Raw genomic sequence first — 26,988 nt, forward strand, 5'->3', positions numbered from 1 at the left:
CTGTCGAAAATCCCAAAATGCTATACAAATCTTATTGCCCCTTGCATGCGCACCGCGTGTGCACGTTTTCGATAGTTTTATTTTGCAATAACAGAAAATTTAGGTTAATTAAAGGCTCTTGTAAACCAAAAAAAGCCCATCTTTCGATGAGCTTTTAATCAGTAGGGTGCGCCGGCCAAAAAGCTAACTTCTTCGAAGACATCAAGACAGTTGTTGCAAAGGAAAAATTTATAAATAAAAACAGCAACCCTTTAATATAAACTGGTTAGAATGTATTTTGTCAGTTTAATCAAAATTAAAACATATGCTAACCAATTTTTGACAACTTATAAAAAGTGTTACATTTTAAACCGATGAAAAACTAAGCTCATCGGTTTATCTGAAATTACTCCCTCATTCTGAACATCCCCTTTACCTATATCGTCAGAAGCAGGTTTACTCCCTCAAATACTCCCTCAATTTTATCACCTGCGTTATCTCCCCATTACCATTATCTTCTTTATCTACATGTTCACTAATAGCCCGTTAATCTCTCTAATAGGAAGAACAGTAATCTTCTAGAATTTACATTATATCAAATTTATCATTTCAATGATCATATTTACTTCTCGAAATTTATCAGCTTTGACTCTGCAGTAGAATCTATCACGGTAAGTACTGAAATTGATTTTATAAATAGTTGTTTTCTTGCTGGCAATATACATATATTAGCACATTAACATCTCTCAATGCCAAAAAAGAAACGACAAAAAGCTCTAAAACCAGAGCCGAAAATCGATCCAGCCCTAAAGGGTCCTGATACCGTCATCGATACCAAAGATCCTGGTGACGATGTACTTCGGCGTTTTCGTTTCCAAATTACCTTTGCTGGCATTCTCTGTCTTTTAATGGTAGAGGATGAAACCTATCAGGAGCTATATTGCGAACAACATGAGGATGTGCTTCTCAAACATAAGGACGGCACTTTTTCGGGCATTCAGGTTAAAACGAAAGACTTGGATCTTCCCCCTTTCAACATTGAGGATGAGGCAATTATAAAGAGTTTTAAAAGATTTATTGGTTTAGAACAGTCATTCCCTAATAAGTTTACGAATTTTTCAATTGTTAGCAATCATGGTTTTGACCGCTCTAAACCTAATTTATGCATCAATACCTTAATCGAAAGTATTAAAAGTGGAACCGATGTTCTTAGGGCTCGTTCAAAAACTCTAATGTTAATCAAAAAGCTTGTCGCCGATACTGGCTGCAGTAATGACTTAGCGCTGGAGGTTATTGGTAAGACAAGGATAAAGAGCTATTCAGATTTAGATGGACTGGAAATAAAGCTGGTTAATGATTTACGGAGCTGCAATATGCTCAAAGGCGCAACCGAAAGCAAACTCTTACAAATTGCAGATCAAATCATAGTGAAATGCTTTAAAGCCTCCTCGCTATTCACTTCAGATGGGGCTACCTTGCTTAATTACATCTCTGGAAAGGTTGGGATAGAGGAAGTTGCCCAACAGTGTATCAATGATAAAAGAATTACAAGGGACGATCTATTAATATGGCTTAAGTCGGAGAAAGGTAGTCCCGTTACACTTTTACTCAAAGACAGACATAATGATCAGGAAACAACAGACGGACATCGTCTGCTAGAGATAAAAATGGACGCTGGCGGGATAGACTCTGAGAACATCACCAGTGTGAAAGATTTCAAGTATGCATTTGAACAACACGCCGCATCTTGGTTGTACAAAGATCCTGAGGAGGCTGAATCTAGGTATTCTCAAGTAATGGCAGTTACACAAAATATCTGTAAAGAAGTTTACGATGAAAAACAGGTGGCCAAAAACCAGTCGAGTGGACAAGAAATGCTTGTTGCTGTAAGAAACGAAATCAAAGATAGAAAAAAATCAGAACCAGAAATATTTCTTGATTGTTCTTATGAACACGTGATTGGCGCCGTCGGCGTGTTAACTGAAGCCTGTAAGGTTTGGTGGACTCCGAAATTCGAAATAAAAGAATGAAAGACCTATTCAACATATTGTCCAGTCTTGAAAAAGATGAACACATTCATTTGGGTAGGTTGCTAGTGCTGATCTATGTTTTTTCAGGTGAAAAAAATAAGGGGGAGATTGAGGGGCTTACCAAGTTAGCTAAGCTTGACTTTTTGCTTAGATATCCTACCTATCTCGAACGTGCGCTAAATAAGCAGCATAAAAAGATGTTCAAATCACCACCAAAAGATTATGAAAAGACCAGTGTAGAGGCGAAAATGGTCAGATTCAGATATGGCCCGTGGGATTTTAGATATCGCAGATTTATAAATACCCTAGTTGGAATGGGACAGCTATATTTGAGAAAAGAAGGTCGCTCATATTTTTTAGGAATTACAGAGGAAGGTATACAAACCGCGAATCAGCTGGCGCAGTCCTCAGAATTGACTGATATATTCGAACGATCGAGAACCATTAAAACAAATTTCGATTTTACTGGAACCAATTTGATGAGGTTCATTTATTCTACATTTCCAGAAATCGTATCACTTCAATATGGCAAAGAAATCATATGATGCAAATTAACTTTTATTCGCTGAACCTGAACTGTCGCAAAAGCCAGGAAACTATTGATTTAGACCATCAAGTGCTTTTTTTTCATGGAAAGGTAAGTTCCGGAAAATCATCGATAGCAAGATTGATCAATTTTTGCCTTGGAGGTAGTCTCGAGCGCACTATAGCCATTCAGAAGGAACTAATAAGCGTATCTCTAGAACTTGGAGTAGGTAAATATAAAGTTCTTTTGGAACGAAATGCCGCTAGCTCAGCAAACGTTACTGCAACTTGCGTGGATGACCAGGGCAAATCTTTTGCCGTTAACGTTCCTGTTAATGCCGCCTTGGCTCCTGTTTATGCAAATAAGGTCTATAGCCTAAGTGATCTCATCTTTTACCTCCTTGATATCAACGTACTTCGTGTCCCTGCAAAAAAGAATGATCAAGAGAGTAGCTCATTGGTGAGGTTGACCTTAAAAAATTTTATGTGGTACTGTTACCTAGACCAGAGCAAACTCGACAGTTCGTTCTTTCGTCTAGAAGATGGAACTAAAACAAGAAGCAGTAAAGAAATTCTGAAATATGTTTTCCAGTATTCAACTCAGAAACTGATTGAATTACAGGAAAAACTTCAAAAGAAGAAAAAGGAACGTTTTTCAAAACAACTAACAGCCGAAGGGCTTCGCGAGTTTTTGAAGAAATTTGAATTTTCCAACGAAGATGAAATCAATCTTCTCGAAACCAAAACGAAAAACAAGCTTGAAAAAGCAAAAGAAGAAAAAAAGAAAGTCGAGCAAGGATATACGAGTAGTACTCATACCGTTGACCAATTGAGGCACAGTATACGAGAAATCATTGATGATCTCACAAGATTGGAGCAAGGCGTGATCGATATAGATAAGCGGATAGAGCAGCAGGAAAGTCTAAAATCAGAATTGGTCGCGTCCAAATTTAAGGTTGCCAAAAACCAAACTGTTGCAAACGTTTTTCATGGTATTGCTTTTGTAAACTGCCCCGATTGTGGTACAAATATCTCCAAAAGAAAGGTTCAAGAGGACTCATGCAAGCTTTGTTTATCTCCGGTAGGCATTGATAAACCTGAAGCTTCTCAACAGTCTGAGTTAATCCAGATCGACCTAACCGAACGCATCAAAGAGCTTGAATCTTCGATTGACCTTCACAAAAAGGCTTTAAATAAGTCTAAAAAGGAATTTGGCGCAAAACAGAAAATTAGACGCGAGTTGGACCAAAAGCTCCAGCACGATCTCAAGCAGTATGAATCAGTTTTCCTGTCCAATGTAAGATCTCTGGACAATACCGTATCAACACTGAACGAAAGATTAAAGAGCATTCAACGCATGAAGGTCATGCCTAGAGAGATCACCAAACTTGAGAACGAAGCAATCGATATTATAAAAGAGGAACGAGAACTCAAACGCAAGATAAATGAGGAAACAGCAAATTTTGTTCGTGGTGAGCAACTTATTGAGGAACTTGAGAAAACATTTTTAAAAATAATGAATGACGTGGGCATGCCAGGCGTATCCAAAAAGGACAAGGTTTCTATAAACAGGAGTACCTGGGAAGTGAATATTTTGCCAGCTGGGGAAGACTATCTGAGATGGAATTTTTACAATGCTGGTAGCGGTGGGAAAAAGACTCTCTTCAATAGCTGTTTTCTTTTGGCTATTCATATCGTAGCATCCAAAAACAATTTGCCGTTGCCAACATTTATCATTATAGATACTCCCATGAAAAATATCGATAAAGAAGTAAATTCAGATATTTTTAAAAGCTTTTTTGATTTGCTGTATAAAGTGGCCAGTACTGTATTAGACAAAACTCAAATTATCATTATAGAAAACAACTACATTCCACCAGATAAAAAAATAAAAATCGACTTTTTTCATCGTTATATGGAATCTGGAAATGAGCAAAATCCTCCATTAATTCCCTACTATCAAGGCCCATAGTGCGATTGTTATTTTATCTAAATTTTTTTAAAAAAAAAGTAATGAAAATAGCTGTACTTGGCTGGGGCTCGTTAATTTGGGACCAGCGTGATTTGATATTGGCAGATAATATTTGGCATGAAAATGGTCCAGAATTACCTATAGAATTCGCTAGGGTGAGCCAGGGAGGGCGGTTGACATTGGTTATAAAACCAAGTTGGGAAGAAGTGAAAGTAATGTATGCGACCTCTAAGTTTCAAGATTTGGAATCAGCCATTGAAAACCTAAAAAGTAGAGAGGGAACGAAAATCGAACGTATTGGCTTTTACAATTTTGTAAGCGCTGAAAAGAATTTAAGGAGCGCAAATGAATCAATCATAAGCAACCTGATTTCTTGGAATACCAGACCTGGCTTTGATGCTGTAATTTGGACAGATCTTCCACCAAATTTTAAAGAAAAGCAAAAATTACCATACAATCTTGAAAACATATCTGGGTTTCTTTCTGGCCTTAGCGACGAGGAATTTGCTTCTGCAGAAGAATACATATTCAAAACACCTCCTCAGATTTATACTAAATTTCGTAAAAAGATTGTATCTATACTTGGCCAAATAAAAGAGGAAAGAACAAGATAAAAAGGGGATATTTCAAATAACAAGAGTATTTTGAACCTTAGTTCGGTATTTATTGGCACACCAACTATCGATAGATCAGCTTTGCTTTAAGAAATAATCCTGCATGATATCGTTGAATTTTTTTGATTTGGCTAGCCCTGATGTCTGCGTTATTTTTATAGGGTCGTAAAACTCAACTTTATATTTTTTTGTCGATTCCATTGATGTGATTACAACCTTTGAATCGTCGCTAAAGCCGCCGGTTGACCAGTATTGGAAGTGTATTTCTTTGTCATTGAGCGATGGCTGATCGAGTATCCAATTCCTAATAACGCTAAGTTTGTCATCTCTCCAAGTCTCAATTTCAGACTTCGTAACCGGATAATTATATCCTTTGCATTCGGCAACTACGATTTTGTTCCCATACACTGCGTATACATCCATTTCCCGTAATAGGTGTTCATAGGTTATTAACTTTCCGATATCAAGAGTTCCACATCCCATTTTTGAGTGGTAATAGCCGACAGCCAATTCAAATAAGTCCCCTCTTAAATTATTGGTCTTGCCGCTTACTAGAGATTTGAGTTTTTTTATCAGATCAATAAACTGCTCAGGGTTGGTTTTCAAGATGGCCCCGGCATTTACAACAGTATTGATAAGAGATTTCATTAGCGATGAATACTCATCGCCAAACAGTTGGTTAATAAATCCTACAATAATTCCATTGCTTTTAAGAGAATTTAGTGCATCAGGATCAACAGAGTCTACGATTAAAAAAGGTAAGAAGTTGGGTGTATTTTTTTGAGCTTTTAAAATATCTACCTTTTTAATAAAAAACTCTACATGGTCAACCGTGATGTTATTGTTGACCATAATATCGGCAACGATATAACCAGGAAGAAGCTTACCTTCCTTCCACTTTGTGAGCGTAGTAATATACGATGGTGCAACAAAAGCAAAACAAAAATTCCCAAACGGCGAATAAAAACTGGATGCATCATAACTTGTCAGGGCCAGTTTCCTAGCCCAATCATTATATTGCAATAGCAAAGTGTCCTTAACCAGCTGTATAGCCATTGCAAGACGTGGATTTGGTTTTATATTGCTACGAACTTCGTTCAGCGAAACTTCCTCTGAGGTATTACGAACAAGTTCAAGAGATTCGAGCTTTTCGATTGCCGATTCATAGCTTACGTGACCCTTTACTTTGCTGATCGGGTTAACACTATATGATGCAAGCTGTTCAAATGGAAGCAACCCGCGATGAAACTCCAGGGCATTTAACAAATAGTGATATTGTTTAGCATCCGATTTTATCGCATCTCTTAAACCCTCGGAAAACTCATCGCTATTGTAATCGTCCTTCATATAAAACAAGATCTGACGATGTGCAAAGTAGCCTCGGAGCCGAAAGATGTTTTCATCTTTTAATCTAGAAATCTGCTGGCGCAATGAATCATCACTTTGAGTCCAGCCAGCCTTGCGCAGCTCTAAAATTATTTGCCCAGTAAGTATTGGGCTGTTAGATCTGATAATATCTTTTATAGATGTCACACTACACTATTTATATTAAATTACTAATTAGGGCATCTTTCATTTTTTTAAAACAACTGTTTTTACGTTTAAAAAATCTAAAATCAGCGTTTGGTTTTACTGGCTTATTTTTCGTCGAATGAACAAAATATCTAACCTTATAATATGCGCTACTTTCGCCAAGTTACGAAAAACGGTCGTTTTTTAATTACTGGATTACCATGAAACTAATTTCCATCCTTTTGATTAATTTTGAGAATGACATTATTAGCCTCTTGGGTTGGGGTCGATTGTAAAAAGCATGGTCCCAAGGTTGCCTCACTTTACATAGTTTCGGATAGTAGGATAAGCTGGAACAGACGAACCTTCTTTGATCAAAACCAGAAAGTCTATGCAATGAAAAGCCATCCTGATGTTCTAGGGTTCTGCGGCGATGTTATCTTCCCCTCGAATATATTGAGTCAATTTGTATCCCAAGTCGATTCAGGCCTCATTTACTCGATAGATTCCGCCGCCGAATATAAGTTCGATCAATTGTTCAAACACATTTCTAATTCCTTCGCTGATTACCCAAAGCAACAAATCAATAAATCATTTAAAATCATCTACGGAACTCGGGATATCGATAATGAATTTTATTGTTTCACCCTTAGTTGGGATACAGCTTTAGGATTCGTATCTAAAAAAGTAGAAATGCCAATACAGTCTGATATCCTTACTGTTGAGGGTAGTGGGCGCACTGAGTTTCTAGATATCTGGGACAACAAATATGACCTTTCAAAGCATAATAATTTCGGCACCAGCCGTGCAGTTTATCATTGTTTTACCGAAACTTTGGAGGGAATTAGTGATCCGGCATGTGGCGGAGCTCCACAAATAGCGGCCATTTACAGACATGATAATGCGAAGTATATCGGCATTATAAAAGATGGTAGAAAATATTTTATGGGAAGTGAAGTCTTAGGCGACCAAATCACTAACTTTGTCGAGTGGCGCAATGATCTTTTTGAACGTTGTGACCCGCAAAATCTTGAGATCCTAAAGGCTGCAACACGCCAGCCAAAATCATAAAGGAGCAACTCCCCAGCTCTCCACCATTTAAAGTTTTTTATATGGGGGAGGGTGAGGCGCCTGGTTACCTGACTGTATGGTCGGGTATACCACTGGGGTATAATAAAGATCGTTTTGTGGTGTAACTAGCAGCACACCTGTTTTCTGAGCAGGAGGTCCCGACGCGAATTCGGGCTATTTTTTCTAAAATCTATTGAAAGCCGGCCTTCCACAGAATGTATTTTTGGCGTTTTGGATGGCTTACACAAACCTGGAATTGTGATAATTCATAGATTATTTCTGATTTTAAAAGAATGTTTGGAGAGATCCGGTCCAACAACTTTTAAGGTAACGGTTCAAAACCTACAAATCCCTGTGCCTTTAGGATCGCTGCTGTTTCTTCATTGTATCTTTTAACCGCTTCGGGATCAAAGTATCGTGTTTCAGTGCAACTGCCTTTTTCCTGGTATGTGGCGCCCATGCAGTACAAGCTGGAAAGGACATGTGGCTGATATGTGCCTTTTAGTAGAGCCAGGATGTCAAATGCAAATTCTGAAAAATAAGTTTCAGAGTAGTTCAATAATAGGCTGAAATAAGAATCGTCTTTATATTTTAAGCACTTTGATGTGGACCAAAAGGACAGCGAAGTGCTATTATTTGGCTCGACTGCAACATTTTCATTTCTGAAAAATATTTTTCCGCTATCGAGTTTGTATTCCGTTTCTGCACGGAGTATGACACCACCGAAGAATTTCTGGATCATTGTGGCATTCACTAGTTCATCTAATGCTGCAAAATCCTTTTCATCTTCTTTTCGAAGCTCAAAAAATACGGTAGCACAGAAGAAATTCGCTGGAAGATAGAGCTTACCATGGCTGTTCGGAGGATCGACTCGTGTCAATAACGGCTTCAGCTTTGACAGCTGCTCGACAGCTTTCTTGGCTGATTGTTTATTAAATGCGGATTTTACTTCTATTACTGCACGGACATATTCTACTGGGATCGCAAGCGATCTTCCCTGACCTGAGGAATCTGGATTATCTTCAACCCATAGCACAGGTGATTCCAACTGATCGTATATGATCACGTCGTAGTGCACCATGTGTTCGGAATTCGAAATACCGGGTGAAATGATGAATCCAGATGTAATGCCATAGCGTTTCGGCAAGAATTCGTTTAGCCATTTTCTAAATTCTGCCTCTGCGACAAGGCCATGCCTCGTTTTTACCGAACTGTTACTGCCTTGGTCTTTTGCTATATCATAGGCGGCAAGCATTCTTGTTCTGGCAGTCAAAAACTGTCTCCAGCCTTGGCTTGGCGTTTGTACCTGAAGTGGAGAGTCTTTGCTATTCATTTGGCTTACGTTGTTTTATTGTGTTAATATATGAATTAGTTTCTCCAATTGTATATTTCATCAAATGTAACCCCTCTTTCAGGTCAAGTTGGTCGCCAATTTAGTTGCCTGAAGTAATATATAATGTTACTTTCCCTCCCAACAAATATAAATATTGGCACCAAACTCCTTTTTTTAATCGCATACCCCGCCAGGTCTAACTCAAGATCGATGTTCTTCTAAAACCGGGCATTTACATGTCCCAAGTTAAAAGGAACAACTTAAATTTCAAAAAAAAGCGATATGATTGGCTTAAATCAATAATAAGATCACAAAAGAGTTGTCTCGCATAGAGATGCTACGCTAGAACCTTTTATTTACCGCAAATTTGAAAAGTTATTGAGGAAGAATACATTGAAAAATTTTGATCAGAAGATCAAAACGGCCGACTTGCCCTGAAATGGGTGATTAGCTTAAAATGAAACAGGGTGTCAACTTCAATGCGAAACGCGCGGCCATTTTCCTTATATACTCACACTGAGAACTTGGCGGAATTAATAAGTTCTATATTTTAGGTAAAGGAAATGGTGCCAGTTGTTGTAATTTTACTTATATAAGATATGGAAGCAACTATGTTCGATGACTGCCCATGCGGCAGCGGAAGAAAATTTACAGAATGCCACGGTCAGGGGGATTTTAATATGGATACCGAAGCGGAAGAGTATTCTGTTGATCTGGTAGCAATAAGTAACTTTATTAAGGGGTTCGATAAATCACAATTATTGGCTGTTTCAGCAGCATTGCAGCTGTCAATAAAAAATCACGGCAAAAATATTCGACTGGAAGAACTTACATACGATATTCTGCGCAATGGTATAAAGAGTGAACAGCGGGCAAGCTGGGAAGATATACAGGAGTTTTTCGAAAAGCATTTGCAGTTTGACAGTATGGAAGATCCTACTGTAAACCATTTTGTCGAGAATATTGCCTTTTACGGTGGCAATTATCGCGTACTACCAGGAATTAACACCGATGCTACTGAAATTCTGAATGGGTTTCTGGAGAGTATTTTTACAATTTCCAATGAGCTTAAGGAGTCCTTCAAAGATAAAGTGAGGGAAGCTTCTCTTTTATTGCTTTTAATAAGCGAGATCATGGTTAATCAAACCGGTTTACGTCGATATGCGATAGAAGAAGATGATGATGGACCGATCTTTGTTCCTGAATTTGAAGTGTTTAATATTCTTTTATCAGCCGTCCGTTTCGAAAAGAGCTATTTGGAAGGGATGTATAATGATTGGAAAATCCCTGTCGAAACAATAAATGAATTCTTGATCAATACAAAAGACTTGGGAGATAGTCACGATCCTTACGATTCACCCATATTTCCGTATCCGTTGTATGATGACGGTGATGAAATTATTTGCCTAGTACCTGCAACTTTATCAAAGGCACTCGCAGATTATATTAAACGATTGGCTGCAGAAATGGGTGAAGAAGAAAACTTACTTGCTGCTTATCACGACTGGCAATGGCATAAATTCCTCCAATACGCTAACGAAATGGGCTGGTCAGAAACTAATATAACTCTGCCCGTGGCCGTCTCCCCTGAAAGGTTTATAGAGAGCGTTTTTCAAATCGACCAGAATAAACTAGCTTATGTTCAATTAATCAAAGGACAGATAAAAGCTGAGCTGAATATGGCATTCATAAATTCGGAAGCTGAGGTGGTGACAAAACAGGAAACAATAAACGATAGAAATAATGTTGTAAGTAAGTATCTCAATGAGTTGCCGGAAAAGCAGGAAATGAAGGTGTTGACCTTATTTGTCGCTGGTGGTATAGGCAGTCACGCGATGTATGCCTGGCCGAAACCGGAGGAAGGCAATCAAACTCTATTTTTTTCTTTCAGTGATTTTGAAAAAATCATTTTCGAAGGTGGATTGGAACCTTTATCGCTTTGGAAATTTGCTAAAGCTTATGGAAGAGCTGCAAAAACTACCCGGTTTATGCCATCTGCTTCGTCATTAGATTTATACGTACTTTATTTAGAAAACCAGGGTTCTATGTTGCCAAGAGACGAGATGCCCGATCTTTTTTCATTTATGGGGGTAGGTACCGATTATCAACGGCGTGTGACCGTCTTTCGTGATGAACATGCTGCACGGCGATACGCTGATAATAAACCAATTGATGTTCCGGTTAGACGTGCAAGTAAATATGCTCCTATTTACAGACAGCAACAACGGTCAACCGAGAATGTCAGGTTGATAGAATCATTTGATTTTCCTTGTTGGATCGTCAACAAACAAGCCGGTAACAAATCGGAACATGATCAAATCGGCCTATATACTGAAGCTGTGGCTTTTTGGTTGCTGAAGTTTGGGGAAGTGTTGCAAGAAAAACTAAATTCAATCAGAAGGTATCCCGTGGAAATCGTTTTGGAATTGCATAATGGCCTTTATACCAATACTAATGTTGCCGATTGGCCTAAAGAATTATTAGATGAAATTTTAGAGTTTATCGTCGAAGGGCGTATTATTACAGTCGAACTTCCTTTAACATTGATACCCTCACTTGCTGAAGGTCATAATAATGGAGAGCGAACAATTATGCGTACCGTGCTAAAAGCCTTCAATGTTTTGCTGAAAGAGAACAAACAGGAAACGCTAAGTGATGATGAAATCGAAAAGGTAATTAGCGAAGTGATGTCGCCTGGTCATGCAAAAATGATCCTTATTGGGGATGGTGATCAAAACCCAATGTTAGATACCCGTGGTACTGGCTTCCGGCGTCATTTGTATGAAGCAGATCAAGCATTGGTGGACGATTATCTGATCCCCAACTTAAGCCTTACTGAACCAATTCCAGAACAAATCAAAACATCTAAAGAAAAGAACAAACTTTGTCTGACCATCGTTGATTCATTAATCAGTCAGATCCGTGGAAAAATAAGCGGCTTTAATTTATACTCTTTAATTAAATGGCTGATTACTCTAAATGAAAGTTTAATACAGGAAGATGCTGAAAATGATTTAAGATTACCTCATCAGGTTGCTTGTTATAGTGATTTCCCTACTGCAGTCGTAGACCTGCAAAAAAAGAACAGCGAAATTATCCCTACCGCCTTGGCTTGTCGATGCCTAATCGAATTTATAGCTGCTGAACCGCCGTCCGGTGCAAAACCGATAAATTTAGATGAAATGGATGAATTGATCGCTTTAATGTCTGAGGTGATCCATTATGCCAACATCGCCGATTCTATCGACCTAAGGTTAAATGATCCTGAAATGGGGCTGCTTCCCTCTGGCCGTCTTTATGTTTCGCACGATTTTTTTGAAACCTATCTTCGGCCTTTCCATCTGGCCAGAACTGAAAGCGAAGTACATGCCATGCTACAAGCCGAAGGAGATGCACCAGAGGATGATGGAAAAATACTGGTAAATAATTCGGTTACGGATAAGGCGTTTTTTGATGAATGGGGCGTTACACTGACAACTTTAACCGCCATTTGCGGAAATCTAATTAAAATGGGGATGGGTGCGGGCGAATCATTTATGATTATTGTAGAGGAAAAATTTCTGCTCGAAATCCAAAAGGATTTTGTCACACCTGTTACTGAGAAAGAATTATTAACTGGGCTGCAGTTATTGACCTTAGAAAAACGTGAGTCTTTAGATAAAGCACCGGAAGGCTTTACAAGTAAAGACATCATGCCCTGGCGCTTTAATAGGGCATTAAGTTACAATCGGAGACCTTTGATCAAAATCACACATCCTGACAACGGCCAAACATTTTATCATTGGGGCTTTCGGCATGTTTTAAAAGCCTATGATAATCTGACGAGTTTGATAACAGGGGGACGATTAGTCGTCAAAGAAGGTGGGCCGATTGAAAGGGATGTGCTTACTTCGTTTCGCCATAGAAAAGGTAAACGCTATAGGCAGCAGGTTGTCAATTGGTTAAAAAACAACACTAAACTTGAGGTTATTGATTATGAAGTAACTATTCAGGAGACGGGTGTTTTGATAGCGGATAGAAATTATGGTGATGTAGGTGTAATGGCCATAGATCACGAACGAAAAATCATTTATGCCATTGAATGTAAAAATACTGTTAGCGCCAGAGTTATTCATGAAATGAAAACAGAATTGGATAATTATATTGGTAAAGACGGTAAATCAGGACTTATAGCTAAACATCTTAACCGGGATACCTGGTTAAAAGCCAACAAAAATCAGTTAACGAAATTTGTGAAAGACCCGGAGAATTATGAAATTCAGTCTGTCGTACTTACTTCTAACGTAATACCTGTGCTGTATCTTGCGGAAAATAAGTCGGAATTACCAATTTTTTGTTTCCCTGATATGGTAAGAAAAGGTTTTGAAATTATAGCTAAGAAAAATACTGCAGATGAATAAGAAATCAAATGTTATCAAGAATAATTTAAAGTTCTTTATAGAGTCCCATGCACTTTTTAAAGATGCTGAGTGGGAAATTCAGAGAATGTAGCTGCTTATTCCGAAACAATTTAGCCAGTGATTCCGGACAAAATGCTACCTATATTCCGAATTAAAGGAGCCTTTCGGCATATTAAACCTAATTTTAATCTTTTGGATATAGAAATTATACGTAACATTTTTACGTTAAATTACAGCTTCTAAGAGCCAATATATCCGAAAGATAAGGGGCAATTCCTGCGAGTTTAAGTTGATTAAACAGGTTTATTTGCGGACAATAAAAAAGTCAGGTATTACAATTGTAGATTGACGGGCTTTTTAATTTGAAAAGTACAAACAGACGTTTTGAGTGGAGGAATCTGGTACCTGAATGAATTTTTTATATTTGTTATTCTCTTTGGTAATATGTTACCATTTCCGGTAGCCGGACCAGTAGCCATTTTGGCGCGGAATGGATGGGTTACATTTGCCGAAATATACACTTTCTGGAAAAAATGCTAAACTTTTAAAAAAAATATGCACTATTCTTATGGAAACAGCTTACCTGTATGTTCGTGTCAGTACAGACGAACAAAAAAGAAAAGGTTATTCTTTACCTGAACAAGAAGATCGTTTATTAAAATATTGTGAGTGCTACAATATAGTTGTTAAAGGAGTATTTCGGGAAGACTTTTCGGCGAAAGATTTCAATCGACCTGAATGGCAAAGGCTAATTGCAATAATCAGAAAGAAATCGAATAAAGAAGAAAATAACATTCTATTTGTAAAATGGGATAGGTTTAGTCGTAACATTCAATATGCCTATGAAATGATAGGAATATTGCGAAAGTACAACACAACAGCAATGGCTATCGACCAACCGGTTGACCTTACTATACCAGAAAGTTCAGTAATGCTTGCTGTTTATCTATCAGTACCTGAAGCAGAAAATACTAGACGAGCATTGAATACTGCGAATGGTATCCGTAGAGCAAAGCAATTGGGTAGATATCCTGGCAAGGCCCCTCTTGGTTTCGTTAATTTGACAGCTGTTGATGGGAAAAAAATTATCGCCCCCAGGCAACCAGAAGCAAGCATTATCAGGTGGGCATTTCAACAACTCGGTAAAAACCTTTATAGTAATGAGGAAATTAGAAGGATGGCAAATGCAAAAGGGCTTAGATGTTCAAGTTCAAATTTTTCAAAGATCATTCGCAATCCTGTTTACTGCGGTCTTGTTCCGATAAAATTAAATTCTCAGGAGCAACAAATGATAAAAGGTATACATGAACCATTGATTTCTCAGGCTCTTTTTTATGATATTCAACGTATCATAAATACCAAAAGAAAAATCACGCGTAGCACAGATGAACTAAAAACGATGTTTTTTTTAACAAGATTTTTAGTTTGTCCTATTTGCGGGCGCAAACTCTGTGGAAGTTTTTCGCGTGGCTCAACAAAAAGATATCCATATTACCATTGTCGTGGAAAATGTAAAACAAGGATTAATGCCCATTTGCTCAATGATCGTTATCAGCAAAAACTTCAGGAGTTGGCACTTTCAGATAAAGCGGCCGAATTATTTAATCGTATTCTAGAAGACTCAAATATAAACACTGAAAAAGTAGAGTGTTTATATGAACGTAAAATAGTATTAAGACAACTTGAAGAACAAGAGTCATTCATTTCTAAGGCCCGCAAGTTATTTGTAGCAGATATTCTGAAATTTGATGACTATACTGAACTGAAACGAGAATATCGAGCCAATTCTGGAGGTTTGAAAAAAGAGTTAGATGATATTCGTGTGAAATTAAGAAATATTGAAAAACAACGTAAACTGGGAGGAAGATCATTGATCGACATTTTCCAAGGATACTCAAATTGGGGTATAGCTGATAAAAAGCATCTAGTGAGTTTGTTTCCTCCCGTTAAGCTTGATCCCCAAACAGGTGACTTTTCCTTAGGGATGGCCAGTGGTTTATCAAAGATATTATTATTGAAAGTTAAGTCAATTTATAGGTATGAATTTTGTAGATAAAAGGATGTCAGTTAAGCGGGCCGCCGCGATATTGGCTAAAAGTGGGATGCAAGTGAATGATAATGAGACTAGTGTTATATTAGACTTTTTATATCTTTTAGCAAAGAATTACAATAAACATGAGTATGGTCGAAATGACTCTAACCCTAAGGGAAAGTCGAACCATGAAAAAACGCTGTGAGGATAGTCCCTCTCTCAGTTTTTAGACTATACTTCATTAAAGTCCAAAGGTTTTATTAGTAAAAATCGAACTAAAGATGGTAGGGGTGTAAAGATCTGACCATCAAATTTTTATGTGTATAAAAAAAGGAAACAACCATGATGTGGTGTTTCCTTAAGTAGCGGGGAGCAGGATCGAACTGCCGACCTCAGGGTTATGAATCCTGCGCTCTAACCATCTGAGCTACCCCGCCGGACTTATATTTACTAAATAACGTAAATACAGATGTGGTTATTTTTAAGAGCTGCAAATATAGGATAAATATACATTCTAATAAAAATAAATGTGAAAAAACATTTAAAGTACTATAGCACAGTAAATTTAAATGAATTGGGCCAGTTTTAATCCGGCTTTGGTTGAATGATTTGGGCTTGTTTTTGTTTGCAGGGGTGAGTGAAACCGTGTTGCGCAGTTAACTATATGCAGTTTGCAATAGATAGTTTGCATTTACCAATGAATAGCTTGGGGCATGGAGTTTGGAGGCAGTTAACCGGTTTAAACAATTAACGGGTTAATCCAATAACCAACTATTAAATCCGTTGAATTGGGTAAGTAATCAAAAAAATGATAAGAGTTGCAGATGTAGAATAAAATACCTTTCTTTAGAAAAATAACATTTAAAATAATCCGGAAATTATTCTGGTAGTGTACTAACATGGCAGAAAAGAAAAAATTTACACTAGAGTACGAAGTTAGATCGTCACCAAGAATATTATACAGCTTTATAAGCGAGCCCAACGGTTTGTCGCAATGGTTTGCCGACGATGTGGTTTTCCGCGATCAGGTATATACTTTTACATGGGACGATGAGCAGCTGAAAGCGAAAATGGTTTCGGTTAAAGAAAATAAGCTGGTAAAGTTTAAATGGCTTGATGATGAGCCTCAATGTTATTTTGAGATGGAAATTGTGCAGGATGAACTAACCAACGATGTTGCCCTCTCGATTACCGATTTTACTACCGACGAGCTTCTGGCCGAGAAGAAATTAATCTGGGATAACCAGATCGATTACCTGATTAGTGTTTTGGGTGCATAATATTATCTGCGCATTGTTTACCTTTGTAGGGTGAAAAAACTACATCTTCTATTAATAAAAGCATTCGTAAGACCATTCATTGCAACATTTTTTGTAATGATGTTCATCTTGCTAATGTTTTTTCTGTTTAAATGGATTGATGATCTCATTGGCAAAGGCTTCGAATGGTATACCATTCTGGAGCTGATGTATTATGCCTCGGCAGCAAACGTTTCGATGGCCTTGCCGTTATCAGTTCTGCTTTCTTCTATCATGACTTTCGGTTCGCTGGGCGAAAATTACGAGCTGGTGGCCATTAAATCGGCTGGTATTTCGTTGCAGAAAGCCATGCGCCCGCTTTTCGTGGTGATTTTAATCCTTACCGTATCGTCGTTTTTCTTTGCGAACTACATGTTGCCCAAAGCCAATTTAAAGTTTGGTTCGCTGTTGTACGATATCCGCAACAAAAAACTTTCCTTCCTGATAAAACCAGGTGTGTTTAATAATGCCATACCGGGTTATGCCATCCGTGTCGATTCGAAAGAGGACGACGGTACCCTGCATAACATTATGATTTACGATCATAAAGAAAATAATGGCATTCCGAAGGTAATTTTGGCCAAAGAAGGCAAGATGGAAAAAACTGCCGATGGTAAGTTTCTGGTGCTGAGCCTTAAAAACGGCGTACAGTATGAGGAGCAGGCCAGTAGCAACGGGATGTATAACCCCAGGCAGGTTTTCTCGCGCAGGAGATTTAAAGAAACTGCGCCACGTTTCGATATGTCGTCGTTTGATGGCAACACAACCGACCCTAACGCATTTGGCAATAGTACCCCGATGTTAAACCTGAAAGGGATTGTGCGCAAACGCGATTCGCTTACCAAACAGCTCGACACGATACATATGCGTACTATCGAGAATTTGACCAGTAACTTTAAGCAGTTTAACGTAACCAAAGGTTATACCAAAATAAAGGCTGCACCTGCTAAAATTGATGATGTGGTGCTGAAGAGTATCCCAAACGGATCGCGCAAGCAGGCCCTTGATAATGCCACCAATGTGGTAGCCAATATTATGCAGCATGTACCCAACTGGGCACCACGCCAAACCGATTTAACGGGCGAAATTATCTTCACTACGGTAGAGTACCAGCGTAAGTTTACCCTGGCGGCATCGTGTATCCTGCTGTTCTTTATCGGGGCACCATTAGGCGCCATTATCAGAAAAGGAGGGATGGGCTTACCTGTTGTAGTAGCCATTTCGTTCTTCCTGGTGTATCACATTATTACCACTGTTGCCGAGAAATCGGCAAGGGAGGGTAACCTAAACCCAATAGTGGGTATGTGGATGGCCATGATTGTGCTATCGCCACTGGCTGCTTTTTTAACTTATAAGGCAACAGTTGATTCGGCTCTTTTTGATGTAAATTATTACAAGCAGATGCTGCTTAAAGTGTTTAAAAAGAAGGAAAAGTAACCTCATTTCCTTTACTTACAAATGATATTTTAATCCAAAAATTGCTTAATAAGGTTGTACATTTGTACAAGTTAACGCTGCAGTATAAATACTTGTTAAAAGCTAATGAGCCGCGTTTTCTCCATAATGCTATATAAAATGCAAACGAAATTAAACACAATAGAAGAAGCTGTCGCAGATATAAAAGCTGGTAAAGTGATTATTGTTGTCGACGATGAGAATAGAGAGAATGAAGGTGATTTCTTAACGGCTGCCGAAAATGCAACACCAGAAGTAATCAATTTTATGGCTACTTATGGTCGTGGTTTAATCTGCGCCCCTTTAACCGAAGAGCGTTGTAAAGAGCTTAACCTCGATTTGATGGTGGGTAAAAATACAGCCGCTTACGAAACCAATTTTACTGTTTCGGTAGATTTGGTTGGTCATGGTTGTACTACAGGTATTTCGGCCAGCGACCGTTCTAAAACCATGCTGGCTTTGGTCGATCCTAAAACCGATCCGGCAGAATTGGGCAGACCAGGACATATTTTCCCTTTAATTGCCAAAGATGGGGGGGTAATCCGCAGGGCCGGTCATACCGAAGCTGCGGTAGATTTAGCCCGTTTGGCTGGTATGAAACCTGCTGGTTTATTGGTCGAAATTTTAAAAGAAGATGGCGAAATGGCCCGTCTTCCTGATTTATTTAAAATTGCAGAGCAACACCAGTTAAAAATTATATCAATCGAAGATCTGATTGCTTACCGTTTAAATTTAGATAGCCTGATTAAGCAGGAAGTGAGCATTGCTTTGCCTACTGCCTGGGGTGATTTTAAAATGACGGCTTATACACAATTGGACAATAATGCTACGCATTTAGCCATTTCAAAAGGCGAGTGGACTGCTGATGAGCCTATTTTAGCGCGTGTACACAGTTCTTGTGTAACCGGCGATATTTTTGGTTCGTGCCGTTGTGATTGCGGTCCGCAATTGCATAAGGCCTTAGAGATGATCGAAAAAGAAGGTAAAGGCATTGTAGTTTATATGAATCAGGAGGGTAGAGGTATTGGGCTGATTAATAAACTGCGTTCGTATAACTTACAGGATGCAGGTTTTGATACTGTTGAAGCCAACATTAAACTTGGTTTTAAAGGTGATGAACGTGATTATGGTGTAGGTGCACAGATATTAAGATCGGAAGGCGTAACCAAAATGCGCCTGATGAGTAACAACCCAACTAAAAGGGCTGGTTTAATTGGCTATGGTTTGGAGGTGATAGAAAACATTCCGATCGAAATTGCCAGTAACGTACACAATGAACGTTATTTAACTACTAAAAGAGATAAAATGGGCCATTCTATCATGAAAGGATAGTTTGGTTGGCTTTGACTATTTTCAGTTTTGATTATTGGAAAATGATTGAGGTTAATTATAAATTATTGAAAAGGCCGGCATCATATTGCCGGCCTTTTTTGTGAATATGTTCAGGCTTGTTTCTTAACGAGTGTGTGATTGGCTTAGCGTTTTTAACACTTCTTCGTACGATACAATCGTATTGCTATTTCTGCACGCGTTAGAAACGCGCGCAAGCTGAAACAGGTGGTCTAGAATTAAGAGATGCTTCACTGCGTTCAGCATTACAGTTTTGTTTTTATATGTGATGGATCGATAGCTTTGTTATTCGGTCTTATTTTAGCTGGTTATAAACCATCAGACTATAGGCCATTGACTAAAATCTACCTCCTTTGGTTTCCCTTCGTTTGATTAATAATCACATCTTTATTGAGCGATTTATTGGTTTTAACCGGTGCTTCGCTTTGTTTCCTTTTTAAGTTACGGCGATACGAGCCTGAAATTTTCTGGATAAACTCTTTAAACGTATCAAACTGCTGGGTGTACACCAAACCAAACGACGTTACATTGGCCGTTGGACTAATACCGCTGTTTAAGAAAATACTTTGTTGTGTAGGTGGTTTATTGGCTGCTTTAATGGTTAAACTTCCATCTTTCTTGATCAGGAATACAGCTTCAACTTCTCTACCTACATTGTCTTTACCAAAATCGATGATGGTAAAATCGTTTACGCTGTTACGATCTACAATACCCGCATTAATAATCAGACGGTCGTTAAAGAATTTAAATGATGCATTGGCCTCGCTTAACGAGCGAACGTTCAGATCGACAAAGTTTAAGTTTAAAGAAGAAAGTACGTTGTTGAACTGGTTAAATACCAGTTCAGTTGCTGTACTCGTAGCGGTTGAGCTCAATTGGTTTCCGATTGACTGGCCACCGTTTCCAGGTGCAAAACTTCTTCTGATAATTAAACTGAAGGCCTGCAAATTCAGGTTGTTCTGATCACTGAAATAAGTTTGCAACTCCTCTTTAATAGAAGGCTGCGCGGGGAAATTGATATCAAGTTTAATCTCCGGTTTTAATAAAAGACCAGTTAAACCCATTTCTACCTCGGTATTTACCCTTTGGTTGGCATTGCTGCTCGCATCGCGGTTGGCCGCTTTATACAAATCGTTTAAACTTGCCCTAAGCGCATAAACTGCTTTGAGGTTAATTTGCGCGGCAGTAGGGTTACCTGTCCAACGGATGGTACCGCCTTGTCTGATCTCAAATTTCTTATTAATTACTTCCTGGGCTGTAAAATCGAAACTTCCGGTTTCAATAATATAATCGCCCGACATTTCGAAATCTCCAAAACTGTTGATGTTCAGGTTCAGTTCTGCATTACCCTTTCCACTCAAATTACCTAGTGTGGTAAAAATATTGGCTGTGGTATTGGGGTCGATAGTTAATTTAAAAGTTAACGTTAAGCCATCAAAATTGGTTGTTTTCTTAACTGCAACTGTTGAATCGCGGCTTACAAAATTGATGAAATCTTTATCCGATATCGTTTCCGAGCTGTTTAAAGGTAAATTGAAAACTGTTCCTTTCTCTGTTTTCGCCTTAATATCGATTTTCATTTTATTGGTAGGCCCTGTAAACTTAAATACCCCTGTGCCGTACGCACGACCATAATAAACCGAGTTATCTTTTGCTGTAGTATTTAAGGCCATTAAGCTGTTGGCGGTTACCTTAACATCAAGGGTAGGGTAGTTAATGTTGTTCAGGTCTACAGTGCCTTCTGCAGTAGCTTCATGGCCTTCTAAATCGGCCAGTTTAAATTCTTCTCCCAAATCAATCACACTATTGCTTACCTGTACCTCATCGGTAATTACATAAGTGGTTTTGAGGTAATTTACCATCAACTGTCCTTTATCGAGGGCTACAGTACCGTTAATTTGTGGTTTATCAAATTTGCCCTTAACCGTTAAATCGGCAGAAATATTTCCTCTTAAATTAGATACCAGTTGTTTTACAAAAGGCTCTAAAATAGTGAGTTTACTTTCGTTCATTTTTATAGATAGGTCAATTTCTTTCTCTTTCAGGTTGAGGTTTCCGGTCAGTTTAAAAGTTTCAGAATCTTCGGCCACGATGCGTGTAAACACATCAATTTTATTGGTGGCGTTGTTGTACGATGAGGTATCGGTAAGGGTACCAATATAAATATCGTTAAAGTTCAGTGAATCTATTTTTAGGTCGTCGTTTACGCGTGGTGCTTTGAGGATGCCGTACAAATTGGTTTTTCCATTGGCATTACCGCCCAGTTTAATACCGGCGCCTTTGGTAAAAGGGTTCAGCGTTTTAAGGTTAAAATCTTTAAATCCTACGGTAATTAAATCTTTAGGATCTTCTGAAATCAATCCGTCGATAGTTAACTGCTGTTTTCCGTTGGTTAGGTCAAAATTGGTGATCTCGGTTTTGCCATTGTTGAGCACAATACGTACCTTCTCCTGTATGCGCCATTCTTCGTTGTTGATTTTTAAAATAGAAGGAAGCACGCTCAGGCGGGCTGTGGTGTCCTGATTTTTGGTGAATTCGACCAAACCGTTTAAATCGAGCTGGTTGTCTTCATCGGCGTTCGACATTTTAACGTTGAAAGCCAGGCTGTCGTTGCGCAGGATATTCGAAACGTTTACATCTTTAATAAACAAACTGTCGTTTAGCTGTACCCGATCGGAGGTAACAATAAGCTGGAGTTGCTGAGGAGTGGTATTTTCATCGAGGATAATGTTGTTTACCACAATGCCGTTATACTTCAGTTTTTTAACAAAACCATTCAGTGCAGCGGTATTGTTTCGCGAGTCGAAATCTCCGTTAAACGTTGCGCCTTCCTCCAGTTCTAGGCCCGGAATAAATATCTGCGCAATAGGCTCGAACTTTTTAATCAGCAGTTTAAATTTAAAAATCTGGTTTTTGTATTTAAAAATATCGGCCTTTAACGAGGGGATATAGGTTTTGGCAATCGCCTTATAATAAGAAACAATAGAGTTTAGGTCGTATTCACCCTGAATGCCCGCATCCAGAATGTCTGAACGGATATCGAGTACACGGTTAGCGCCAGTGCCATTGGCGGTTAACTGCACCGAATCGACACTGTAAATACCTTTAGGGTTTTGAAGCCTAACTTCTTCAATTAATAATTTACCCGAAATGTTGTTTAGGTTGGTGCCCGAAAAATTGGTTTTAAATTTCGCATCTACCATCAGCGAATCTTTTAGCAGCTTTAAGGCTTTCAAACGAGCTTTAGAAATGGTAGCGTTGAAATTAAATACCGGTAACTTGGGGTTGAGGTTAACACCGCCATCAAAAACCAGTTTCACGTTTCGGTCGTTTATACTCAGCTTACCGTCGAAATATTTTTTATCAAAGGTTCCGTCGATTTTTACATTGTGGTAGCGATAATTGTTAAAATCGATATAATCTACATCGCCGTTTATTTTCTCAGTGAGGTTTTTGAGTTCAGTACCACGACCTTTTACGTATAACGAAGAGCTGATACGGCCCAGGCTTTTTTCTTCAACCAGGTTGCCGAGGTTAAAATCATAACTCTTTACGTTTCCGGTGTAGGTAGGAATATCATTTTTATCGATCTTCATGTTTACATCCGAAACAATACGGCCTAGTTTAGTTTTAAACTCGCCATAGGCAATAAAATCGTTCTGGAAACCAGTGAAACTTCCGTTAAAGTTAATGTTACCAAATTTATTTACAATTGCCGGAACAATTTGTTTCTTGCTGTTTGTAATGCCAGCCAATACTTCATCCAGATCGGTCCTATTGGTGGCGGCCATTTCAATGTTCAGGTCCATAAAGGTTTCTTTCCACTTGGGTAATCCCTTTAATATAAAATCGCCTTTAATGTAAGTGGCTTTTCCTGTTTTTATCGAAAGCTTTTTAGCCCGAAGGTTATTTACCAGACCTGTTATCTGCCCGTCAACATCTAGATCGAGTTTCATAGTGCTGAGCTCGGGTGCAAAAAAAGCAACGTCTCTAGAGGTAAGGTGGCTGTCTTTAAAGATAGCCTTCATGCGTACATTATCTACATAGTGGTTAAAATCCTTGTAGCTTTTAAACCGCATCTGGTAGTAATTGGTTAGGCGGCTCTGGCTAGTTTCGAGTAACAGGTTTTTCAACTCAATTGCATTACTATCGATGGTGGTTTGTGCGGTAAGGTTTTTAAGGTAAAAGCCGCTTCTTTCTTTCAGTGTTAAATTTTTGATATTCGTTTTAACCAGGTGGTTTTTAGTGTCGAGCCCCTCAAAAATACCACTAAGTTCTTTAACATCTACGTTTTCGAAATTTACACTTTTGCCCAGGGTGGTATCTTTGGCAGCGAAATTTTTATACCTGAAAGCAAACTTGTTTAAGATAATACGGCCCAGCTTAATATCGTAAGGCTTGCTTTTCTTTTTCTTTACAGTAGGTTTACCAGAATCGAAATAGTTTATAATGAAATCGAGGTTAGAAGACTTATCTTTGAAATCCTTTAGGAAAAAGCGGCCGTTGTTGATCTGAACCGTACTGATATCAATAATGCGTTTATCAATAGATAAGCGGTTAATATCGACCATAAATTGAGGTGTGCTCAGTAAAGTGTCTTTTTGAAGATCGAGTACTAATAAATCTTCGAGTACGATAGATTTAAAAGGCTTGATGTACAGACTCTTGATTGATATGGTGGTTTTAAGCTCTTTTGATAAGTATGCAGCAGTTTTCTGCGCAAAATAAGTTTGAACAGGCTTAAATTGTAGTGAAAAAATAAGAAGCGCGAGCAGCAAAATTATTGATGCAATTACCCAAAGGAGTATTTTAAATAGTTTTTTAATAATTTTGCAGCTTAAATATTAATAATTTGTCTGTTATACTTGCTATCGAGTCCTCTTGCGATGATACTTCAGTTGCTATCTGTAACAACGGCAAAATTACTGCCAATGTTATTGCAAACCAAACAATTCATCAAAATTATGGTGGTGTAATCCCTGAATTGGCTTCGAGGGTACATCAACAAAATATTGTGCCCGCTGTGCAGCAGGCTTTAATTAATGCCAAAGTTACAAAACAGGACATTAATGCCGTTGCTTTTACACAAGGGCCGGGTTTGCTGGGTTCACTTTTGGTTGGCGTTTCTTTTGCAAAATCATTTGCACTAGCCTTAAATATACCTTTAATTTCTGTGAATCACATGCATGCACACATATTGGCGCATTTTATCGATGATCCTAAACCGAGTTTCCCTTTCTTATGTTTAACCGTTTCGGGTGGGCATACACAGATTGTACTGGTGAAAGATTACTTCGATATGGAAATTGTTGGCGAAACGCTTGATGATGCCGCCGGAGAAGCTTTTGATAAAACGGCTAAATTGCTGGCCTTACCTTATCCGGGTGGCCCCTTAATTGATAAACATGCTAAACTGGGAAATCCGCTGGCGTTTAAATTTGCTGAACCACAAATACCTGAGCTGAATTTTAGCTTCAGCGGTTTTAAAACTTCTATCTTGTATTTTATCAGGAAACAGGAAAAGGAAAACCCTAATTTTATCGCTGATCATTTAGATGATATCTGTGCATCGGTGCAGCATAGTATTGTGCAAATTTTATTAAATAAGTTAAAAAAAGCAGCAAAACAGTTTGGTATTAATGAAGTTGCCATTGCTGGCGGTGTTTCGGCAAACTCAGGCCTACGCGATGGTTTACAGCAAACCGCTGATGAGCTGGGTTGGAAAGTTTATGTGCCGGCGTTTCAGTATTGTACAGATAATGCAGGTATGATTGGCATTGCAGGCTACCACAAGTTTTTGGCAAAAGATTTTGTAGGGCAGGAAGTATCGCCAATGGCAAGGATGGAATTTTAAAGGTTTATTGGTTGGTTAACTGGTTAATTGTATAAATCGGTTAACTGGCTCGTAACTCCAAACTGTTCATCGGTAATTGCAAACTATTCATTGATGATTTGTTTATTGTTAACTGTAAACTGCCAACTGAGTTTGTACCTTTGTTGTAAAAAAGAATAGAAATAATTAATAACTGGCAATTTAAACGGCCAATTAAATCTTCCGACTTCGGACCTCTGACTTCGGACTAATAAAATTATATGAGTGGAGCATCGTTAATATTTTGGATTGTTTGTGCGGTACCTTTAATTGGTCTGTTGTATTGGCTAATCAGGAAGGATAAAAACAAACTTAAAGGGAGCTGGGGTGTAATTATACTTGGTGTTTTGGTTGTAGCAGCATTGCTGGTTATTGTTTATGTAACCAAAGATTTCAATGCTATTTTTAGTCAGAACTAAGCAAAGCATTTCTTAATATCAATCTGTTTAAAAGAAAATGGCCTCCCGAATATGATTCAGGAGGCCATTTTTATGTTTTATTGAAGCGCCGGAAGGCTTATTCTTCTACCAGCTTATCGCCGGTTACTTCGGCTTTAATTTTAGCTTCCAGTTCTTCGGCTAACTCAGGGTTATCACTCAACAGTTGTTTTACTGCGTCCCTGCCTTGTCCTAATTTGGTATCGCCATAAGAGAACCATGAACCTGCTTTTTTGATGATGCCGAAGTCAACACCTAAATCGATGATCTCACCGTTTTTAGAGATGCCTTCACCAAACATCACATCAAATTCTGCAATACGGAAAGGAGGAGCTACTTTATTTTTAACAATCTTAACTTTAACGCGGTTACCTGAAACTTCGTCAGAATCTTTGATCTGAGAAATACGGCGGATATCTAAACGTACTGATGCGTAGAATTTTAAAGCGTTACCACCGGTTGTAGTTTCGGGGTTGCCGAACATTACACCAATTTTATCGCGCAACTGGTTGATGAAGATACAGCAACATCCTGTTTTTGAAATTGTTCCGGTTAATTTACGTAAGGCCTGACTCATTAAACGGGCATGTAAACCCATTTTACTATCACCCATTTCACCTTCAATCTCGCTTTTAGGAACTAGAGCAGCTACAGAGTCAATTACAATTACATCAATAGCCCCTGAACGGATCAGGTTATCGGCAATTTCTAGTGCCTGCTCACCGTTATCTGGTTGAGAGATTAAAAGATTATCGGTATCTACACCTAATTTTTTTGCATAAAACTGATCGAAAGCATGCTCTGCATCAATAAAAGCAGCAATGCCACCTTTTTTCTGCGCTTCGGCAATAATGTGGGTTGCTAAAGTGGTTTTACCAGAAGATTCCGGGCCATAAATTTCTATTACACGCCCTTTTGGAATACCGCCAATACCTAAAGCGATATCTAAACTTATTGATCCTGTGGAAATATATTCTATGGCTTCAACAGCGGTATCGCCAAGTTTCATGATAGTGCCTTTACCATACGATTTTTCGAGCTTGTCTAAAGTAAGCTGAAGGGCTTTTAATTTATCTGGATTTGCGTTGCTCATTTCTTTTTTCATTAC

General features: G+C 38.5%; 16 protein-coding genes and 1 tRNA gene. 12 read left to right on the forward strand and 5 right to left on the reverse strand.

The window, feature by feature from the left end:
* The first annotated feature begins 728 nt into the window (after window positions 1-728).
* From DBR40_RS02860 to DBR40_RS02875, 4 genes are read left to right on the forward strand one after another with little or no spacing between them, the layout of a single operon-like run.
* On the forward strand, window positions 729-2,009 hold the full coding sequence (locus DBR40_RS02860; RefSeq protein ID WP_124558303.1) for a dsDNA nuclease domain-containing protein: 1,281 nt from the start codon (window positions 729-731) through the stop codon (window positions 2,007-2,009).
* The gene (locus tag DBR40_RS02865; RefSeq protein WP_124558304.1) at window positions 2,006-2,554 is read left to right on the forward strand and encodes a hypothetical protein; all 549 of its coding nucleotides are present in this window, start codon (window positions 2,006-2,008) and stop codon (window positions 2,552-2,554) included. The genes DBR40_RS02860 and DBR40_RS02865 overlap by 4 nt, the downstream gene beginning before the upstream one ends.
* Window positions 2,551-4,506, forward strand: coding sequence for an AAA family ATPase (locus DBR40_RS02870; RefSeq protein ID WP_124558305.1), 1,956 nt, complete (start codon window positions 2,551-2,553; stop codon window positions 4,504-4,506). Before DBR40_RS02865 ends, DBR40_RS02870 begins: the two co-directional genes overlap by 4 nt.
* A 41-nt stretch (window positions 4,507-4,547) precedes the next feature.
* Window positions 4,548-5,120: a hypothetical protein gene (locus DBR40_RS02875; protein WP_124558306.1), complete on the forward strand. Its 573-nt coding sequence runs from the start codon at window positions 4,548-4,550 to the stop codon at window positions 5,118-5,120.
* A 75-nt stretch (window positions 5,121-5,195) separates the two neighbouring features.
* On the opposite strand, the gene DBR40_RS02880 is transcribed toward DBR40_RS02875, so the two are convergent.
* Window positions 5,196-6,653, reverse strand: coding sequence for a hypothetical protein (locus tag DBR40_RS02880; RefSeq protein WP_124558307.1), 1,458 nt, complete (start codon window positions 6,651-6,653; stop codon window positions 5,196-5,198).
* 237 nt (window positions 6,654-6,890) lie between these two features.
* On the opposite strand from DBR40_RS02880, the gene DBR40_RS02885 reads away from it, so the two are divergent.
* Complete coding sequence (locus DBR40_RS02885) at window positions 6,891-7,703, forward strand: hypothetical protein (RefSeq protein WP_124558308.1); 813 nt, start codon at window positions 6,891-6,893, stop codon at window positions 7,701-7,703.
* A gap of 322 nt (window positions 7,704-8,025) precedes the next feature.
* Here DBR40_RS02885 and DBR40_RS02890 read toward each other — a convergent pair whose 3' ends face one another.
* Window positions 8,026-9,036: a DUF6602 domain-containing protein gene (locus tag DBR40_RS02890; protein ID WP_124558309.1), complete on the reverse strand. Its 1,011-nt coding sequence runs from the start codon at window positions 9,034-9,036 to the stop codon at window positions 8,026-8,028.
* A gap of 599 nt (window positions 9,037-9,635) precedes the next feature.
* Between DBR40_RS02890 and DBR40_RS02895 the strand changes: the two genes are divergently transcribed.
* On the forward strand, window positions 9,636-13,436 hold the full coding sequence (locus tag DBR40_RS02895; protein WP_124558310.1) for an SEC-C domain-containing protein: 3,801 nt from the start codon (window positions 9,636-9,638) through the stop codon (window positions 13,434-13,436).
* A 568-nt stretch (window positions 13,437-14,004) separates the two neighbouring features.
* Window positions 14,005-15,492 carry a recombinase family protein gene (locus DBR40_RS02900; protein WP_124558311.1) on the forward strand — a complete coding sequence of 496 codons (1,488 nt, stop codon included), beginning with the start codon at window positions 14,005-14,007 and terminating at the stop codon, window positions 15,490-15,492.
* A gap of 339 nt (window positions 15,493-15,831) precedes the next feature.
* Here the strand turns inward: DBR40_RS02900 and DBR40_RS02910 are convergent.
* Window positions 15,832-15,905: transfer RNA gene (locus DBR40_RS02910), tRNA-Met, on the reverse strand.
* Window positions 15,906-16,367: 462 nt separating this feature from the next.
* Here DBR40_RS02910 and DBR40_RS02915 point away from each other — a divergent pair.
* The 3 genes from DBR40_RS02915 to DBR40_RS02925 all read left to right on the forward strand — a co-directional run bounded on the left by DBR40_RS02915 (window position 16,368) and on the right by DBR40_RS02925 (window position 19,553).
* A complete protein-coding gene (locus DBR40_RS02915; protein ID WP_124558313.1) occupies window positions 16,368-16,748 on the forward strand; it encodes an START-like domain-containing protein in 381 nt (126 codons plus the stop codon).
* Between the two features lie 30 nt (window positions 16,749-16,778).
* Complete coding sequence (locus DBR40_RS02920) at window positions 16,779-18,203, forward strand: LptF/LptG family permease (protein WP_124558314.1); 1,425 nt, start codon at window positions 16,779-16,781, stop codon at window positions 18,201-18,203.
* Window positions 18,204-18,341: 138 nt separating this feature from the next.
* A complete protein-coding gene (locus tag DBR40_RS02925; RefSeq protein WP_124558315.1) occupies window positions 18,342-19,553 on the forward strand; it encodes a bifunctional 3,4-dihydroxy-2-butanone-4-phosphate synthase/GTP cyclohydrolase II in 1,212 nt (403 codons plus the stop codon).
* A 362-nt stretch (window positions 19,554-19,915) separates the two neighbouring features.
* Here the strand turns inward: DBR40_RS02925 and DBR40_RS02930 are convergent, their stop codons facing one another.
* Entirely contained in the window at window positions 19,916-24,349 is a 4,434-nt protein-coding gene (locus DBR40_RS02930) for a translocation/assembly module TamB domain-containing protein (RefSeq protein ID WP_124558316.1), read from the reverse strand.
* A 74-nt stretch (window positions 24,350-24,423) separates the two neighbouring features.
* Here DBR40_RS02930 and tsaD point away from each other — a divergent pair, with 74 nt between their 5' ends.
* Both tsaD and DBR40_RS02940 read left to right on the forward strand, forming a co-directional pair.
* Entirely contained in the window at window positions 24,424-25,425 is a 1,002-nt protein-coding gene (gene tsaD, locus DBR40_RS02935; RefSeq protein WP_124558317.1) for a tRNA (adenosine(37)-N6)-threonylcarbamoyltransferase complex transferase subunit TsaD, read from the forward strand.
* Between the two features lie 239 nt (window positions 25,426-25,664).
* Window positions 25,665-25,862, forward strand: a complete 198-nt coding sequence (locus DBR40_RS02940) for a hypothetical protein (protein ID WP_124558318.1) — start codon at window positions 25,665-25,667, stop codon at window positions 25,860-25,862.
* Window positions 25,863-25,959: 97 nt separating this feature from the next.
* Here the strand turns inward: DBR40_RS02940 and recA are convergent, their stop codons facing one another.
* Window positions 25,960-26,973: a recombinase RecA gene (gene recA, locus DBR40_RS02945; protein WP_124558456.1), complete on the reverse strand. Its 1,014-nt coding sequence runs from the start codon at window positions 26,971-26,973 to the stop codon at window positions 25,960-25,962.
* Window positions 26,974-26,988: the final 15 nt, after the last annotated feature.

This window comes from Pedobacter sp. KBW01, from assembly GCF_003852395.1.
GTDB lineage: Bacteria > Bacteroidota > Bacteroidia > Sphingobacteriales > Sphingobacteriaceae > Pedobacter.